This window comes from Pseudomonas sp. PDM21 (assembly GCF_014852505.2).
Classification (GTDB): domain Bacteria; phylum Pseudomonadota; class Gammaproteobacteria; order Pseudomonadales; family Pseudomonadaceae; genus Pseudomonas.
On the sequence record NZ_CM181223.1, the window covers coordinates 558,704 to 575,215 of the forward strand.

Here is a 16,512-nt window from a genome sequence, read left to right on the forward strand (position 1 = left end):
CTTTAGAAGTGACGTTCGCGTCCAGCGATCAGGTCGCGCAGGTTGCTGCGGTGACGCCAGACGATCAGGCCGGTGAGTACGGTCATTGGCAGCAGCGCCGAAGGCTCCTGCCAGGCCAGCAGCGGTAGGGTCAGTGGCGTGGCCACCAGGGAAGCCAGCGAACTGGTGCGTGACAGCTTGAAGGTCACCAGCCAGGCCACTGCCGCGAGCAGGGCGGCCGGCGGGTACAGCGCCAGCAGCATGCCGGCGGCGGTGGCGACGCCCTTGCCGCCACGGAAGTTGAAGTACAGCGGGTAGAGGTGGCCGATCACCGCTGCCAGCCCGATCCAGGCCTGCTCCACGTCGGACAGGCCGATCATCCGGGCGAAAAGAACCGGAACCAGCCCCTTGGCGAGATCGCCGAGCAGGGTGAGGATGGCGATCTTCCTCCCGGCCAGGCGCAGCATGTTGGTGGCGCCGGGATTGCCCGAGCCGCTGGCGCGCGGGTCTGCTGTGCCGAACAGGCGGCTGAGGAGTACCGCGAAGGACAGTGATCCGAGCAGGTAGGCGAGGATCGCCAAGAACCAGAACATGGTTTCCACCGGAGACGAGGTCGTTTCCGATTCTAACGGGGCGCCGGCCGCTTGTCGTGTCGCCTTGGAGCATGCAGTCAGTGGACAGAGTTTTCATCGAGGGGCTGGAAGTGGACACCGTGATCGGCGTCTACGACTGGGAAAGGGGTATCCGGCAGTGCCTGCGCCTGGACCTGACGCTGGGTTGGGACAACCGCCCGGCGGCGGCCGACGACGATATTGCCAAGGCCCTGGACTACGCCGTGCTCTCCGAGCGGGTCATGGCTTTCGCCCGTGACGCGCATTTCCAGCTGGTGGAAACCTTCGCAGAGCGCCTGGCCGAGTTGCTGATGGCGGAGTTCGGCATTCAGTGGCTGCGCCTGAAAGTCACCAAGCCCGGCGCCGTCGCGGCTGCCATCGGCGTGGGTGTGGAGATCGAACGCGGATGCCGCTGACGACGGTCTACCTCGGGTTGGGCAGCAATTTCGACCGTGAGCGCCATCTGCTCGCCGGGTTGGAGGCGCTGGACGGTTTCCTCGAGGACATCCACTGCTCGCCGGTCTTCGAGAGCGAGCCGGTGGGCATCCGCAGCGGCCCCTTCTACAACTTCGTGATCGTCGCACGCACCGACCTGCCATTGGCGGAGCTGAGCCTGCGGCTCAAGCATATCGAGGCGGACAACGGTCGCTATGCGCCGGAGCGCAAGGGTCTGCCGCTGGATATCGACGTGCTGCTGTATGGCGACCTGCACGGGGAGTTCGACGGCCTGACGCTGCCGCGCGCGGAGGTGCTGAAGAATGCCTTCGTGCTCTGGCCGCTGGCGTTGCTGGCGCCTGAAGTGAAGCATCCGGGAGCGCAGCGTTCGTTTGCCGGACTCTGGGCGGACGCGCAGATCGGGCAGAAACTCTGGCCGGTGCCCTTCCAGTGGCGCGGTGTGGAGCTGACACCGGCGGCGCTGATCGAGGCGCATCCGACAGCTTGACGCCTCATTTGTAGGAGCGCCCCATGGGCGCGATCGCGGGCATGGACCGTTCCTACAGTGAGAGTTCGTCGTTGGAGGGGCGATCCCTCCGCGGTGCTGTCAGGCGGCGTGGCTTTCCTTGTAGGCCTTCAGTGCTGTCAGCCGCTCACGCTTGAGCGCTTCGCCTAGCTCGGCACCCTTGTATCCCTTGTCCAGCAATGGCTGCACCGCGACCGAGCGGGCGGCCTGTGCTGCGCCGCACAGGTACTCGGCCTGCGGGTATTCGCGATCCTCCAGCCCGTGGCGGCCGCGGGCGTCCATCTCGCTGGCGGCGAGAAACTCTTCGAAGCGCTGCGGCCGGCGGTAGACGTCGAAGGATTGCAGCAGCTCAAGGATGGTGTTTGGCCGCAGCTCCAGCGCGCGGTGGCAGTGGGTGTGGTACTCGCCGACCAGTCGCGCCAGCTCCTGGCAATCTCGCGGGACCTTGAAGCGTGCATTGATCGCGTCGATCAGCGGCAGGCCCAGGTGTTCGTGGGCGTGGTGTTTGGGCCACTCTTCCTTGCGCGTCTCTCCCTTGCCCACGTCATGGAGCAGGCAGGCCCAGCGCACGCTCAGCGGTTGATCGTGCCTGGCGCACTCGCGCAGTACGGCCAGCACGTGCTCGCCGCTATCCACTTCCGGGTGGTGCTGCGGCGGTTGCGGCACGCCGAACAGCGCATCGACTTCCGGCATCAGCACGGCCAGGGCGCCACAGTCGCGCAAGACCTGGATGAACACGTCCGGGCGCGATTCCATCAGGGCGCGGGAGATTTCCTTCCAGCTGCGTTCGGCCGTCAGCGCTTCCAGTTCGCCGGATTCCGACAGCTTGCGCATCAGCGCCAGGGTTTCCGGCGCCACGGCGAAGCCCATCGGCGCATAGCGGGCGGCGAAGCGCGCAACGCGCAGCACGCGCAACGGGTCTTCGGCGAAGGCCGGGGAGACGTGGCGCAGCAGGCGGGCTTCGAGGTCTTTCTGGCCGTGGTAGGGATCGACGACCTGGCCGTCATCGCCCTCGGCCATGGCGTTGATGGTCAGGTCGCGGCGGATCAGGTCTTCTTCCAGGGTGACGTCGGGACTGGCGTAGAAGGTGAAGCCGCCATACCCGCGCCCGCTTTTGCGCTCGGTGCGGGCGAGGGCGTATTCCTCGCCGGTCTTGGGGTGGAGGAAGACCGGGAAGTCGGCGCCCACCGGGCGGTAGCCCTGGGCAAGCATCTCGTCGGCGCTGGCGCCGACCACCACCCAGTCGGTGTCGCTGAAGGGGATGCCGAGCAGGCGGTCGCGCACGGCGCCGCCCACCTTGTAGATCTGCATGAAGCTGTCTCCTGTTCTGGGGGATAGCTTCGGGGTTTGCGGCGGGTGGGGCAAGCTCGGCAGCGGGAGAGGTGTCTGCGGCGTCGGTCGCGGGCATGGCCCACTCCTGCAGCGGGCTCTGGTTCAAGGCGCGGCGACGGGGACCTGCTGGAGCAGCGCGCCGATGGCGTCCTGCAGCAAGGCGGCGCTGGAGTGCGCGGGGCTAAGGCCGGTGCTGACGGTGCCTTCCCACAGCGTCTGTTCCTGCGCATCAGTCAGGCGCAGGCGCAGGGTGCCGGTTTCGTCGCGCAGGCGGTGGATGGCGAGGTAGGGGCCGAGTGGGTCGGGTGGCGGCACGTCGACCTTGAATTCCAGCGGCGCGTCCTGCAGCGCCAGCCAGTAGTAGACGCGCAACTGCGGCGCCGCGCTTTCGCGGTAGCCGCGCTCGATCAGGCCCTGGCGCACCTGGGCGTTGATCAGGGGGTAACGGCTGCGGTAGGGCAGGGCGTCGACGGCGTTTTCCGGCGGCATCAGCTGGAAGTCGCGCAGCCCGGACAGGCGCGCATCGGCGGGATGCGCAACCTGGGCGTGCGGGACGGGGTTGCTGCAGGTCGCGACAGCAAGGCAAAGCAGGAGAATGGCGAATAGACGCATGGCGGTCTCCAGCGGGGTTGCCGCCATGCTTGTCACGCCTGCTGCTACGGTCAACCGATCAAATGGGTGGGATGATCAGGTCGAGACGCGGGTAGCCCTCCTCGCTGTCGCGTTCACCCTTTGGGGGCATGTGGAAGGTGTTGACGATGTTCTCGCCCTGCAGAGTCTCCAGGTGGATGTCGAAGCCCCACAGGCGGTGCAGGTGCTTGAGCACGTCGTCGGTGGATTCGCCCAGCGGTTTGCGGTCGTGCTGCTGGTGGCGCAGGGTCAGCGAGCGGTCGCCGCGGCGGTCGACGTCCCAGATCTGGATGTTCGGCTCGCGGTTGCCGAGGTTGTACTGGGCGGCCAGGGTTTCGCGGATCTTGCGGTAGCCGTCGTCGTCGTGGATGGCGTCGACCAGCATGTCGTCCTTCTGGTCGTCGTCGAGGATGCTGAACAGCTTGAATTCGCGGATCACCTTGGGCGAGAGGAACTGCAGGACGAAGCTCTCGTCCTTGAAGCTCTTCATGGCGAACTTGATGGTGGCCAACCAGTCGCTGCCGGCGATGTCCGGGAACCAGCGTTTGTCTTCCTCGGTGGGGTTCTCGCAGATGCGGCGGATGTCGCGGTACATGGCGAAGCCCAGCGCGTAGGGGTTGATGCCGCTGTAGTAGGGGCTGTCGAAGCCGGGCTGGTAGACCACGCTGGTGTGGTACTGGAGGAACTCCATCATGAAGCCATCGCTGACCAGGCCTTCGTCGTAGAGGTCGTTGATCAGGGTGTAGTGCCAGAAGGTCGCCCAGCCTTCGTTCATGACCTGGGTCTGGCGCTGCGGGTAGAAGTACTGCGCCACCTTGCGCACGATGCGCACCACTTCTCGCTGCCAGGGCTCAAGCAGCGGGGCGTTCTTCTCGATGAAGTAGAGGATGTTTTCCTGCGGCTCGCTGGGGTAGCGGGCCAGGCCCTGCTCCTTGTCCTTGCCGCCGGCCTTGGGAATGGTCCGCCAGAGGTCGTTGACCTGCCGCTGGATCTGCTCCTCGCGTTCCTTCTGGCGCTGCTTCTCTTCCTCGGCGGAGATCGGGTAGGGCCGCTTGTAGCGGTCCACGCCGTAGTTCATCAGGGCGTGGCAGGAGTCCAGCAGGTCTTCCACGGCGTCGATGCCGTGACGTTCTTCGCACTTGTTGATGTAGGACTTGGCGAACACCAGGTAGTCGATGATCGAGGTGGCGTCGGTCCAGGTGCGGAACAGGTAGTTGCCCTTGAAGAAGCTGTTGTGCCCGTAGCAGGCGTGAGCGATCACCAGTGCCTGCATGCACTGGGTGTTCTCTTCCATCAGGTAGGCGATGCAAGGGTCGGAGTTGATCACGATCTCGTAGGCCAGGCCCATCTGACCGCGCTTGTAGTTCTTTTCCGTGCTGAGGAAGTGCTTGCCATAGGACCAGTGGTTGTAACCGATGGGCATGCCGACGGAGGCGTAGGCATCCATCATCTGCTCGGCGGTGATCACTTCGATCTGGTTGGGGTAGGTGTCCAGTGCATAACGCTCGGCGAGGCGACTGATCTCGCGGTCGTATTGCTGGATCAGCTCGAAGGTCCACTCCGAGCCGGTGGCGATCGGCTGGCGCTTGCTCATGCGACTAGCCTCCTCTGGAACAGCTCGCGGAACACCGGGTAGATGTCCGAGGCGGAGACGATCTGCTGCTGGGCGAAGCTGTCTTCGAAGGTATCGCGGATCTTCTCGTACTCGAACCACAGCGCCTGGTGCTCGCGCGGGGTGATCTCGACGTAGGTGTAGTACTGGACGAAGGGCATGATCTGCTTCATCAGGATGTCGCGGCAGACCGGCGAGTCGTCGTTCCAGTTGTCGCCGTCCGAGGCCTGGGCGGCGTAGATGTTCCACTCGTTGGTGGGATACCGCTCGGCCATCACTTCCTGCATGAGTTTCAGGGCGCTGGAAACGATGGTCCCGCCGGTCTCGCGGGAATAGAAGAACTCCTCCTCGTCCACCTCGCGGGCGCTGGTGTGGTGGCGGATGAACACCACCTCGATTTTCTCGTAGTTCCGCTTGAGGAACAGGTAGAGAAGGATGAAGAAGCGCTTGGCGATGTCCTTGGTGGCCTGGGTCATGGAGCCGGAGACGTCCATCAGGCAGAACATCACGGCCTTGGAGGTCGGGTTGGGCTGCTTCACCAGCAGGTTGTACTTGAGGTCGAAGGTATCGAGGAACGGCACCTTGTCGATGCGCGCGCGCATGCCGGCGATCTTCTGCTCAAGTTCCTGGATATCGCCGAGGTTGTCCGGTTCCTCGCGTTTCAGGCGGTCGAGCTCCGCTATCGCTGCACGTAGCTTGCCGCGGGTGGAGCCGGACAGGGCAATGCGCCGCGCGTGGGCCGAGCGCAGGGTGCGCACGATGTTGATGCGTGAGGGGTTGCCTTCGTTGCTGATGCCGGCGCGCACGGTCTTGAAGGTGTCGCTGCCGGTGAGGTGGCGCTTGACCAGGTTGGGCAGCTCCAGATCCTCGAACATGAAGTCGAGGAACTCCTCCTGGGTGATCTGGAAGACGAAGTCGTCCATCCCGTCGCCCTGGTTACTCGCCTTGCCGGCGCCACGGCCACCGCCGCCGCCCTGGGGGCGCGGGATGTGTTCGCCGGTGGTGAATTCCTTGTTGCCGGGGTGGATCACCGTCTGGCGACCGCCACGACCATGATGCAGGACCGGCTCGTCGATATCGCGGCCAGGAATACTGATTTGCTCGCCGTGTTCCATGTCGGTGATGGAGCGGCGGCTGACGGCCTCTTCGACGGCCTTCTTGATGTGCTCACGGTAACGCCGCAGGAAGCGCTGGCGATTCACCGTGCTCTTGTTCTTGCCGTTCAGACGCCGGTCGATGACGTAGCTCATGAATGCTCCTCAGGGCCTGCTGCGTAGCGGCGTGGAGCCGCCACGGACAGGTCCGAATGCGACGGCGACCGGCGCGGCGGGAATGCCGCCGCGCCGATGGCAGACTACTGCGACTTGCGAACCCGCAGATACCATTCCGACAGCAGGCGCACCTGCTTCTCGGTGTAGCCGCGCTCGACCATGCGTTTGACGAAGTCGTTGTGCTTCTGCTGATCCTCCTTGCTCGCCTTGGCGTTGAAGCTGATGACCGGCAGCAGGTCCTCGGTGTTGGAGAACATTTTCTTCTCGATCACCACACGCAGCTTCTCGTACGACAGCCAGCTGGGGTTCTTGCCGTTGTTGCCGGCGCGAGCGCGCAGCACGAAGTTGACGATTTCGTTGCGGAAATCCTTCGGGTTGCTGATGCCAGCCGGTTTCTCGATCTTCTCCAGCTCCTCGTTGAGGGCGGCGCGGTTGAGGATCTCGCCGGTTTCCGGGTCGCGGTATTCCTGGTCCTGGATCCAGAAGTCGGCGTACAGCACATAGCGGTCGAAGATGTTCTGGCCATACTCGCTGTAGGACTCCAGGTACGCGGTCTGAATTTCCTTGCCGATGAACTCGACGTAGCGCGGGGCCAGGTATTCCTTCAGGAAGCGCAGGTAGCGCTCGCGGGTTTCCGGCGGGAACTGCTCCTGCTCGATCTGCTGTTCCAGCACGTAGAGCAGGTGCACCGGGTTGGCAGCGACTTCATGCGGGTCGAAGTTGAATACCTTGGAAAGGATCTTGAAGGCGAAGCGGGTGGAAAGCCCGGACATGCCCTCGTCCACACCGGCGGTGTCGCGGTATTCCTGGATGGACTTGGCCTTGGGATCGGTGTCCTTGAGGTTTTCGCCGTCGTAGACGCGCATTTTCGAGTAGATGTTGGAGTTCTCCGGCTCCTTCAGACGCGACAGCACGGAGAACTGCGAGAGCATCTTCAGGGTGTCCGGCGCGCAGTGGGCGTGCGCCAGCGAGCTGTTGATCAGCAGCTTGTCGTAGATCTTGATCTCGTCGGAGACGCGCAGGCAGTACGGCACCTTGACGATGTAGATCCGGTCGATGAAGGCCTCGTTGTTCTTGTTGTTGCGGAAGCTGTGCCATTCCGATTCGTTGGAGTGGGCGAGGATGATACCGCTGTAGGGCAGCGAGCCGAGGCCCTCGGTGCTGTTGTAGTTGCCCTCCTGGGTCGCGGTGAGCAAGGGGTGCAGGACCTTGATCGGTGCCTTGAACATCTCGACGAATTCCATCAGGCCCTGGTTGGCCCGGCACAGCGCGCCCGAGTAGCTGTAGGCGTCGGCGTCGTTCTGCGGGAATTCTTCCAGCTTGCGGATATCCACCTTGCCGACCAGCGCGGAGATGTCCTGGTTGTTCTCATCGCCCGGTTCGGTCTTGGCGATGGCGATCTGGTTGAGGATTGAGGGGTGCAGCTTGACCACGCGGAACTGGCTGATGTCGCCACCGAACTCGTTGAGGCGCTTGGTGGCCCAGGGCGACATCACCGAGCGCAGGTAGCGGCGCGGGATGCCGTAGTCTTCCTCGAGGATGGCGCCGTCTTCGTCCGGGTTGAACAGCCCCAGGGGCGATTCGAACACCGGCGAGCCCTTGATCGCATAGAAGGGCACGTGCTCCATCAACTGCTTGAGCTTCTCGGCGAGGGAGGATTTACCACCGCCGACCGGGCCCAGGAGGTAAAGGATCTGTTTCTTCTCTTCCAGGCCTTGGGCGGCGTGGCGGAAGAAAGAGACGATCTGGTCGATGCACTCTTCCATGCCATGGAAGTCGGCAAAGGCCGGGTATCGGCGGATCACCTTGTTGGAGAATATTCGCGACAGGCGGGAATCGACGGATGTGTCGAGTAGCTCAGGCTCGCCGATGGCCATCAGTATCCGCTCGGCGGCGGTGGCATAGGCGATCTTGTCCTGCTTGCAGAGATCCAGGTACTCCTGGAGGGAGTACTCTTCTTGACGGGTCGCTTCGAAGCGTTCCTGGAAGTGACTGAAAATGCTCATGACGTCTCCTCGCTCGATGCATGGAGCCGGCGCCGGATCGGTCTGTGCGGGTGCGGTCGGGCTGCCAGTGCTTACCGGCGAGAATCCCCCAGAACTCCAACGGAACCTGGCCACTGCCCTGATCCGCCCCAATGGTCACTGCCGATTAACCGGAAGCCGGTGTGCCGGCTCTCCCTTTTTTGGATGGCCTGAGGGAAAGGATAGTTCGTTCTTCAGTGTGTAAAGGACGAAAGAGCGAGAAGTTACAGATTTTTTGAAGGGGCTAATCCGCCCCTTTCGTAGGGGCTTTCAGTCGGAGCCGCCAGCGTTGGTATCCGCGGGGTAGACGCTGCGCCACAGTTCGAAGCCGCCATCGAGGCTGTAGACCTCGGAGAAGCCCTGTTGGACGAAATAGGCTGCCGCACTCTGGCTGGAGTTGCCGTGGTAGCAGACCACGACCAGCGGTGCGTCCATGTCGGCCTCGCGGATGAAGTCGGCCACCGAGTAGTTGTCGATGTGCCGCGAGCCGCTGATGTGGCCCGTCGCGTAGCTTTGCGGGTCGCGGATGTCGACGACCTGGGCGCCGCTTTCGCGCAGTTGCTGGGCCTGGTCGGGGGCGATGCGCTTGAAGTCGCTCATGGGGTTACCTCGCAAGGCGCGCAGCCTGTGGCTGCGCTGCAATCATTCATTCTGGTTTATCGGCGCAGCTGCAGTGGATGCGCTCGAGGGTATCGACGTTCATCAGCGTCATGCTGCCGCCCCACACGCAGCCGGTGTCGAGGGCGAACAGGCCGGGGACATCGCACTGGCCTTCCAGCGCGGCCCAGTGGCCGAAGATGATCTTGCGTCCGGCGGCCTTTCGTTCGGCAAAGCTGAACCAGGGGGCGTAGCCAGGAGGCGCGGTGTCCAGGCCTTCCTTGGATTTCAGGTCGAGCTTGCCGTCGGGGGTGCAGAAACGCATGCGCGTGAAGTAGTTGGTGATCACTCGCAGGCGCGCGATGCCGGTGAGCTTTTTGTCCCACTTGGCAGGCTCGTTGCCGTACATGCCATCGAGGAACATCGGTAGCTGGGCGTCGTCGCGCAGGGCAGCTTCGACTTCGGCGGCGCGTTGCAGGGCCTTGTCGATGTCCCATTGCGGCGGGATGCCCGCGTGCACCAGGGTCATGTCGCGCTGGGCGTCGTGGTGCACCAGCGGCATTTGCCGCAGCCATTCGATCAGTTGCGCGCAGTCCGGCGCCTCGACGATCTCGCGCAGGGTGTCGTTCTTCTTCAGGCGCTCGGCGTTGTAGGCGACGGCGATCAAGTGCAGGTCATGGTTGCCCAGCACGCAGACCAGCGAATCGCGCATGCCAAAAAGGAAGCGCAGGGTTTCCAGCGACGCCGGGCCGCGGTTGACCAGGTCGCCCACCAGCCACAGCTTGTCCCGGGCCGGGTCGAACTTTACCTGCTCCAGGAGGCACTTGAGCGGTTCCAGGCAACCCTGCAAGTCGCCGACGGCGTAGGTGGCCATCAGTGCAGCGCCCCCGGTACGGCGAGGCGGAATGCCGGGATATCTGCGTCGAAGTGGTGACCGTCGGTGGCGACCATCTGGTAGCTGCCGTGCATGCTACCGACCTTGGTCGCCATCACGGTGCCGCTGGTGTAGGTGTGGCTGGCGCCCGGTTCGATCAGCGGTTTCTCACCGACCACGCCGGCGCCGCGCACTTCCTGCACATGGCCGTCGCCGTCGGTGATGATCCAGTGGCGAGTCAGCAGCTTGGCGGCCAGCTCGCCGTGGTTGTGGATGGTCACGGTGTAGGCGAACACGTAGCGCTGCTGCTCCGGCTGGGATTGCTCGGGCAGGTGGCGGGTGGTGACGCTGACGCTGACCTGGTAGCGGGGGTCGCTCATGCGCTCGGTCCTTGCTCGGCTTCCGGGTTGGTTTCGCTGTAGCGGTTGGCCAGGCTGACGAAGTCGGCAACGCTCAACTGCTCCGGGCGCAGGGTCGGATCGACGCCGGCGGCTTCGATGTCCTCGACGCTCATCAGCGTGCGCAGGGTGTTGCGCAGGGTCTTGCGGCGCTGGTTGAAGGCTTCGCGGACGATGCGCTCCAGTATGCGGTGATCCTTGGCCGGGTGCGGCGGTTCGGCGTAGGGCACCAGGCGGACGATGGCCGATTCGACCTTGGGCGGCGGGTTGAACGCGCCGGGGCCGACGGTGAACAGGTAATCCACACGGCAGAAGTACTGCACCATGATCGACAGGCGGCCCCAGTCGCCGTTGCCCGGCTCGGCGGCCAGGCGCTCCACCACTTCCTTCTGCAGCATGAAGTGCATGTCCTGGATCAGCGAGGCATGGTCCAGGAGGTGGAAGATCAGTGGGGTGGAGATGTTGTAGGGCAGGTTGCCGACCACGCGCAGCTTGTCCTCGGCAGAGGCCATGAGGGTTGCGAAGTCGAACTTCATGGCGTCGCCCTGGTGCAGGCTGAAGTTGGGCTTCAGGCCGAAGCGCCATTTCAGTTGCGGGATCAGGTCCAGATCGAGCTCGATCACGTCGAGCTTAGCGCCGCTGTCCACCAGGCCTTCGGTCAGGGCGCCTTGGCCCGGGCCGATTTCCAGCAGGTGCTGGCCTTCCTTGGCGGCGATGGCGCGCAGGATCTTGTGAATCACCCCGGCGTCATGCAGGAAGTTCTGCCCAAAGCGTTTACGGGCGCGGTGCTGGAAGAGTTCGGACATCGAGGGCTCCGGAGAGCAGCCGGGCGCCTGTGGCGGCCGGCTGGAGGCGGAAAAACCATCAGTTTACCAGCCAGGCGCGGCCAGCACGAAACGCTGGCCGAACGGAATGCCCGGGATCAGCGCGCGCCAGCGCCGGCTTCGGCCATCTGGTAGGCGGTTTCCAGGGCGACCTGCAGGCTGCCGCTGTCGATCCGGCCGGTGCCGGCGAGGTCCAGTGCGGTGCCGTGGTCCACCGAGGTGCGGATGATCGGCAGGCCCAGCGTCACGTTCACCGCCGCGCCGAAGCCCTTGTACTTGAGCACCGGCAGACCCTGGTCGTGGTACATCGCCAGCACGGCATCGCAATGCTCCAGGTGCTTGGGAGTGAACAGCGTGTCGGCCGGTAGCGGGCCGATCAGTTGCATGCCCTCGCTGCGCAGGCGTTCCAGGGTCGGTTCGATCACGTCGATCTCTTCGTGGCCGAGGTGGCCGCCCTCGCCGGCGTGGGGGTTCAGGCCGCAGACCAGGATGCGCGGATTGGGCAGGCCGAACTTGTCGCGCAGGTCGGCGTGCAGGATGCGGGTGACACGCTCCAGACGATCCGGGGTGATGGCATCGGCAATCTGCCGCAGTGGCAGGTGGGTGGTCACCAGCGCAACGCGCAGGCCGCGTGTGGCGAGCATCATCACCACCTGGGCGGTGTGGGTGAGGTCGGCGAGGAATTCGGTGTGGCCGGAGAAGGCGATTCCGGCCTCGTTGATCACGCCCTTGTGTACCGGCGCGGTGATCATCCCCGCGAAATGCCCGTCCAGGCAGCCCTGGCCGGCGCGAGTCAGGGTCTCCAGTACGTAGGCGGCGTTGGCCTGGTTCAGCTTGCCCGGTTCGACCGGGGCGGCCAGCGGTGTATCCCAGACATACAGGGTGCCGGCCGGAGCGGCGACGCTGGGCCACTGGCCGGGACCAACATTCTGCAGGTCGATGTTCAGCCCTAGCAGGGCGGCGCGCTGGGCCAGCAGTTTACGGCTGGCGACGGCGACCAGCGGGTGCGGTTGCGCTTCGCGGGCCAGCAGCAGGCAGAGATCGGGGCCGATGCCGGCGGGCTCGCCGGGGGTGAGGGCGAAAAGGTGGGAAGTGCTCATCAGGGGCTCTCGAATCGGGAGTTGCAGCGGATGGGCCTACTCTACGACGAAGCCCCGGTTCTTCGAAGCTTTCGACAAGCAAAAAGAAACCCGGCCATGGCCGGGTTTCTTTACTGAGCGACTCGCGCTGCTTACTGCTTGATCTCGACGTAGGCTTCGTCGCGGATCTGGCGCAGCCAGGCCTGCAGTTCCTCGTCGTACTTGCGTGCGCGGAGGGTCTGGGCGGCTTGTTGCTCGCGGAACTTGTCGCTGCTGTCGGTGGCGCGGCGGCCGAGGACTTCCAGCACGTGCCAGCCGAACGGCGAGCGGAACGGCTTGGTGACCTGGCCTTGCGGAGCGTTGTTCATCACCTCGCGGAATTCCGGTACCAGGGACTCCGGGTCGACCCAGTTGAGGTCGCCACCGTTGAGCTTGGAGCCCGGGTCTTCGGAGAACTTCTTCGCCAGATCACTGAAGCTTTCGCCGGCCTGGATACGCTCGTAGAGCTTCTCGGCCAGGCGCTGGGTCTCTTCTTCGCTGCGGATCTCGCTGGGCTTGAGCAGGATGTGGCGGACGTGGACTTCGTCACGCAGCATCTTGCTGCCACCGCGCTTCTCTTCCAGTTTGATGATGATGAAGCCGCCCGGGGTGCGGACTGGCTCGGTCACGTCGCCCACGGCCAGGCTACCGACCATGCTGTCGAACGGGGACGGCAGCTGGGCAGCCTTGCGCCAGCCGATCTCGCCGCCTTCCAGGGCGTTGTCGCCAGCCGAGCGGGACACTGCCAGCTGGCCGAAGTCCGCGCCCTGCTTGAGCTGCTCGTACATTTCCTGAGCCTGACGGGCTGCCGCCTGCACGGTTTCCGGCGAGGCGCTGTCGGGGACCGGGATCAGGATGTTGGCCAGGCGGTACTCTTCGGAGAGCTGGATCTTGCCGAGGTCGGAGGCGAGGAAGTTCTGCACTTCCTGCTCGCTGACCTGGATGCGCTCGGCCACACGGCGCTGGCGCACCCGGCTGATGATCATCTCGCGGCGCACCTGCTCGCGGGCCTCGTCGTAGGACAGGCCGTCGTGGGACAGGGCGGCACGGAACTGGTCCAGGCTCATGTTGTTGCGCTGGGCAATGGTGCCCATGGCCTGGTTCAGCTCTTCATCGGTGATACGAACGCCGGAGCGGTCACCGATCTGCAGCTGGATGTTCTCGATGATCAGCCGTTCGAGCACCTGCTGGGTCAGCACGTGCTCGGGCGGCAGCGGCGCACCGCGCTTCTGGATGGTTGCACGGACTTCGCGCAGGCGTTGGTCCAGCTGGCTCTGCATCACCACGTCGTTATCGACGATGGCGACCACGCGATCCAGCGGAACCACTTCGGCGTGCACGACGGAACTTGCCAACAGCGCGCCCAGCATCAGCGGGCGCAGGGCCTTACATAGCATTGTCTTCACGTTGACGATAACCCTGGATACCTTGGTCTAGGAAGCCTTCCACCTGGTTGCCAACCACGCCGCCAAGGCCTTTCAAGATGATTTGAAGGAAGATACCGCGGTCGGCCTTGGACGTGGAGGTCACGAATTCCTCGTCGTCGTAGTCGACCCAGTAGCGATTGATCAGGCGCAGCTTCCAGCAGCAGCTGTCGTACTCGAAGCCACCGAAGGCTTCCAGCGTGCGGCTCTGGTTGTAGTCGAACTGCCAGCGGCCGATGGCGGCCCACTGCGGCAGGACTGGCCAGATGAACGAGAAGTCATGCTGTTCGATCTTGTACTCGTCGCTGCCGTACTCGAACTGGCCGGTGTTCGGGTTGAAGCGCTTGCTGTCCGCACGGTAGCGGTAGCCGGCGTTCAGCACCTTGCGGGGATCGGCTTCGGGCTGGTAGTGGAACATCAGGTTACCGTTGTCGGTATGGTTGGTGTTCGGGTTCCAGTTGAAGTCCGAGCTAGCGTACCAGTCGTGGTTGAAGCGGTAGACGCCGGTGAGCGCGTAGGGCGAGCGCCAGGTGTCGGCGTCTGGGTTCTTCGCGCCACTGGCGGCCAGATCGTTCTCGGTCAGGCCGGGCAGTTGCACGCGTCGGTCGCTGAAGTAGTAGATCTGGCCGGCGGCAATGTAGGCGCGCTCGAAGCCATCGTCTTCGATGAAGCGCGACCCCAGGCCCAGGGACAGCTGGTTGGCGTCGCCGATGCGGTCACGGCCGGTAAAGCGGTTTTCACGCCACAGCGAGTCGTAGCTGAAGGTGAACTCGCCGGTGTCGAAGGTCGGCAGGTTGTCCTGGTCCTTGTACGGGACGTACAGGTACATCGCGCGCGGTTCCAGGGTCTGGCGGAACTTGGTGCCGGCAAAGGTGGTGTCACGGTCGAAGTACAGACCGGAGTCCAGCTTGGCCAGGCCGAGCGAACGATCCGGGCTGCTGTCGTAGTCGATGTAGGACGGCAGCGTGGCTTTGCCTTTGCCATCCAGGTCCAGGTCGTACTTGGTGTACAGCGCCTTGACCGTCGGGGTCATGAAGCCCCAGCTGCGGTTCATCGGCAGGCTGATGCCCGGCTCGGCATGGAAGCGATCGCCGGTAGCCCGCGCCAGGCCCCGGATGTTGGTGTCCGGGCGTGGATAGAGCGTCGGATTGTCGACGTCGATCCGGTAGTAGCCTTCATCCAGATCCCGGTCGAAGCGCACGGCCTCGGTGCTGTAGGTGAAGTTCAGACCGCCTGGGTTGAACGGCAGTTTGCCGTCCAGGGTGAGCTGCGGCAGGCGATCATACGGGGTGACGTCGGTCACGGTCGCCAGTTGGTAGGACTGCGCGTTCAGCTTGGCGGTGTAGCTGTCGCCACGGTAGGTCAGGATGCCCTGCTGGTTGACGAAGGTCGGCGAGCCGATGCCCAGCGAAGTATCCAGGTCCTGGAAGTAGTACGGGTCGCTGATGCGGGTGTAGTCGACCTGCGCCAACAGGCGCGAATCCAGGCCGCTGGTGTTTTTCCAGCCATACAGCCAACGGGTGTCGGTGTACTGCGGGAAGTCCTTGCGGTCGTCGTTCTTGTCGTTCAGGTAGGCCGCGGTGACCTCGCCTTCGCTGCTGTGGGTCAGGTAGCGGAACTCGCCTTCCATCAGCAGGCCGCGCTTGACCATGTAGTGCGGGTACAACGTGGCGTCGTAGTTGGGCGCCAGGTTGAAGTAGTACGGCGTGGTCAGCGTGAAGCCGGTGTCGGTCGAGCTGGCGAAGGAAGGCGCCAGGAAGCCGGACTGACGACGGTTGTCGATCGGGAAATAGATGTACGGGGTGTAGAAGACCGGAATGTCCTTCACCCGCAGGGTCGCGTTGGTCGCGGTGCCGAAGCCGGTGGCCGGATTCAGCTTGATGTTGTTGCCCTTGACGACCCAGGCGTTGCTGCCCGGCTCGCAACGGGTGTAGGTGCCGTCCTTGAGCTGGATGATCGCGTCTTCCTGGCGCTTGGCGTACAGCGCGCTGCCGCGGATCTGCGCCTGGTGCATGACGTACTCGGCGTTGTCGATCTTCGCCGCGCCATTGTCCAGTTGCAGCTCGGCGTGGTCGCCGACGATCAGAGCGCCGTTGTCACGCAGCTTGACGTTGCCGACCAGCTCGCCGCGGTTCTCGGCCTGGTGCAGGTTGGCCTCGTCGGCCTCCACCTGCATGCTGCCCTGGCGCAGGACCACGTTACCCGCGAGGGTGGCAATCTGTTTTTCCTGCTCGTAGCGGGACACTTTTGCCGAAACGTAGGTCGGAGCCTCGTCGTTGGGCGTCTTGTCGTTCATGCCCGGACGGATCGGCTCGACATAGGCACCGCTGCAATACGGGCCCATTTCCGCCTGCTGGGCGGCGGTGAGCTTGTCGCGCGGGATCCAGTCGAGGTGGCTGTAGTCGCTGCTGCGCGACTTCAGACCGCGGCCGCCGGACTCGGTGACCAGCTGCTTCGGCTCTTCGCCGGCGCTGCTGCTCGAGCTGCCCGAGGACTTCGAGCTGCTGGCGGCGGCGGTGCCGCCGGCGCTGACCGAGCTGGCGCCGTGCTGTGGGCGCGGTACGCTGCTGGCGCTGTTCTGCGAGGAACAGTCCCAGGCGCCGGACGCGGAGGGCTGGCAGGCGAACTGCTCACCGGGTGCCGCGGTCACAGAGGCGAGCGGCTGGATAGCCAGCAGGCCACCGGTCACCAGTAAGGGGAATTTTCTACGGAACACGGGGAAATTCACTGCCATCTTGTTAATCCGGGCTTCCTGCGAGCCATCGGCCCAAAGCGGACCGCACGCCTCTCGATGGGCTCAAAAAGATGCTGGATAATAAAGCATGACCCGCGCAACGGCTAGGGCCGTGGAGAACCC

The 16,512-nt window shown here is 64.3% G+C and carries 15 protein-coding genes; 2 read left to right on the forward strand and 13 right to left on the reverse strand.

The annotated features are described in order from the left end of the window. Window positions 1–2: 2 nt before the first annotated feature. Window positions 3–572 carry a glycerol-3-phosphate 1-O-acyltransferase PlsY gene (gene plsY, locus IB275_RS02670; RefSeq protein ID WP_192296257.1) on the reverse strand — a complete coding sequence of 190 codons (570 nt, stop codon included), beginning with the start codon at window positions 570–572 and terminating at the stop codon, window positions 3–5. A gap of 80 nt (window positions 573–652) precedes the next feature. Here plsY and folB point away from each other — a divergent pair, with 80 nt between their 5' ends. Together folB and folK are read left to right on the forward strand one after the other, a co-directional pair. Next, window positions 653–1,006 carry a dihydroneopterin aldolase gene (gene folB, locus IB275_RS02675; protein ID WP_015475255.1) on the forward strand — a complete coding sequence of 118 codons (354 nt, stop codon included), beginning with the start codon at window positions 653–655 and terminating at the stop codon, window positions 1,004–1,006. After that, window positions 997–1,533, forward strand: a complete 537-nt coding sequence (folK, locus tag IB275_RS02680; protein WP_192296256.1) for a 2-amino-4-hydroxy-6-hydroxymethyldihydropteridine diphosphokinase — start codon at window positions 997–999, stop codon at window positions 1,531–1,533. Before folB ends, folK begins: the two co-directional genes overlap by 10 nt. A gap of 99 nt (window positions 1,534–1,632) precedes the next feature. Here folK and IB275_RS02685 read toward each other — a convergent pair whose 3' ends face one another. From IB275_RS02685 to IB275_RS02740, 12 genes are all read right to left on the reverse strand, one after another. Beyond that, on the reverse strand, window positions 1,633–2,862 hold the full coding sequence (locus IB275_RS02685) for a multifunctional CCA addition/repair protein (RefSeq protein ID WP_192296255.1): 1,230 nt from the start codon (window positions 2,860–2,862) through the stop codon (window positions 1,633–1,635). 123 nt (window positions 2,863–2,985) lie between these two features. Next, window positions 2,986–3,495, reverse strand: a complete 510-nt coding sequence (locus IB275_RS02690; RefSeq protein ID WP_192296254.1) for a DUF4136 domain-containing protein — start codon at window positions 3,493–3,495, stop codon at window positions 2,986–2,988. A 58-nt stretch (window positions 3,496–3,553) separates the two neighbouring features. After that, window positions 3,554–5,107 (reverse strand): SpoVR family protein, encoded by a 1,554-nt coding sequence (locus IB275_RS02695; RefSeq protein ID WP_192296253.1) that lies wholly within the window; start codon window positions 5,105–5,107, stop codon window positions 3,554–3,556. Beyond that, complete coding sequence (locus IB275_RS02700) at window positions 5,104–6,375, reverse strand: YeaH/YhbH family protein (RefSeq protein WP_045212721.1); 1,272 nt, start codon at window positions 6,373–6,375, stop codon at window positions 5,104–5,106. Before IB275_RS02700 ends, IB275_RS02695 begins: the two co-directional genes overlap by 4 nt. Window positions 6,376–6,479: 104 nt before the next feature. Beyond that, entirely contained in the window at window positions 6,480–8,402 is a 1,923-nt protein-coding gene (locus IB275_RS02705) for a PrkA family serine protein kinase (protein ID WP_045212719.1), read from the reverse strand. Between the two features lie 288 nt (window positions 8,403–8,690). Continuing rightward, window positions 8,691–9,020 carry a thiosulfate sulfurtransferase GlpE gene (gene glpE, locus IB275_RS02710; protein WP_192296252.1) on the reverse strand — a complete coding sequence of 110 codons (330 nt, stop codon included), beginning with the start codon at window positions 9,018–9,020 and terminating at the stop codon, window positions 8,691–8,693. Between the two features lie 46 nt (window positions 9,021–9,066). After that, on the reverse strand, window positions 9,067–9,891 hold the full coding sequence (locus tag IB275_RS02715) for a symmetrical bis(5'-nucleosyl)-tetraphosphatase (RefSeq protein WP_192296251.1): 825 nt from the start codon (window positions 9,889–9,891) through the stop codon (window positions 9,067–9,069). Then, entirely contained in the window at window positions 9,891–10,271 is a 381-nt protein-coding gene (gene apaG, locus IB275_RS02720; RefSeq protein WP_138213007.1) for a Co2+/Mg2+ efflux facilitator ApaG/CorD, read from the reverse strand. Before apaG ends, IB275_RS02715 begins: the two co-directional genes overlap by 1 nt. Further along, window positions 10,268–11,095 carry a 16S rRNA (adenine(1518)-N(6)/adenine(1519)-N(6))-dimethyltransferase RsmA gene (gene rsmA / locus IB275_RS02725; protein ID WP_192296250.1) on the reverse strand — a complete coding sequence of 276 codons (828 nt, stop codon included), beginning with the start codon at window positions 11,093–11,095 and terminating at the stop codon, window positions 10,268–10,270. Before rsmA ends, apaG begins: the two co-directional genes overlap by 4 nt. Window positions 11,096–11,211: 116 nt before the next feature. Further along, window positions 11,212–12,213, reverse strand: a complete 1,002-nt coding sequence (pdxA, locus tag IB275_RS02730; RefSeq protein ID WP_192296249.1) for a 4-hydroxythreonine-4-phosphate dehydrogenase PdxA — start codon at window positions 12,211–12,213, stop codon at window positions 11,212–11,214. Between the two features lie 131 nt (window positions 12,214–12,344). Next, entirely contained in the window at window positions 12,345–13,637 is a 1,293-nt protein-coding gene (locus IB275_RS02735) for a peptidylprolyl isomerase (RefSeq protein ID WP_139791707.1), read from the reverse strand. Beyond that, a complete protein-coding gene (locus IB275_RS02740) occupies window positions 13,618–16,389 on the reverse strand; it encodes an LPS-assembly protein LptD (RefSeq protein WP_192296248.1) in 2,772 nt (923 codons plus the stop codon). The genes IB275_RS02735 and IB275_RS02740 overlap by 20 nt, the downstream gene beginning before the upstream one ends. Window positions 16,390–16,512 lie beyond the last annotated feature (123 nt).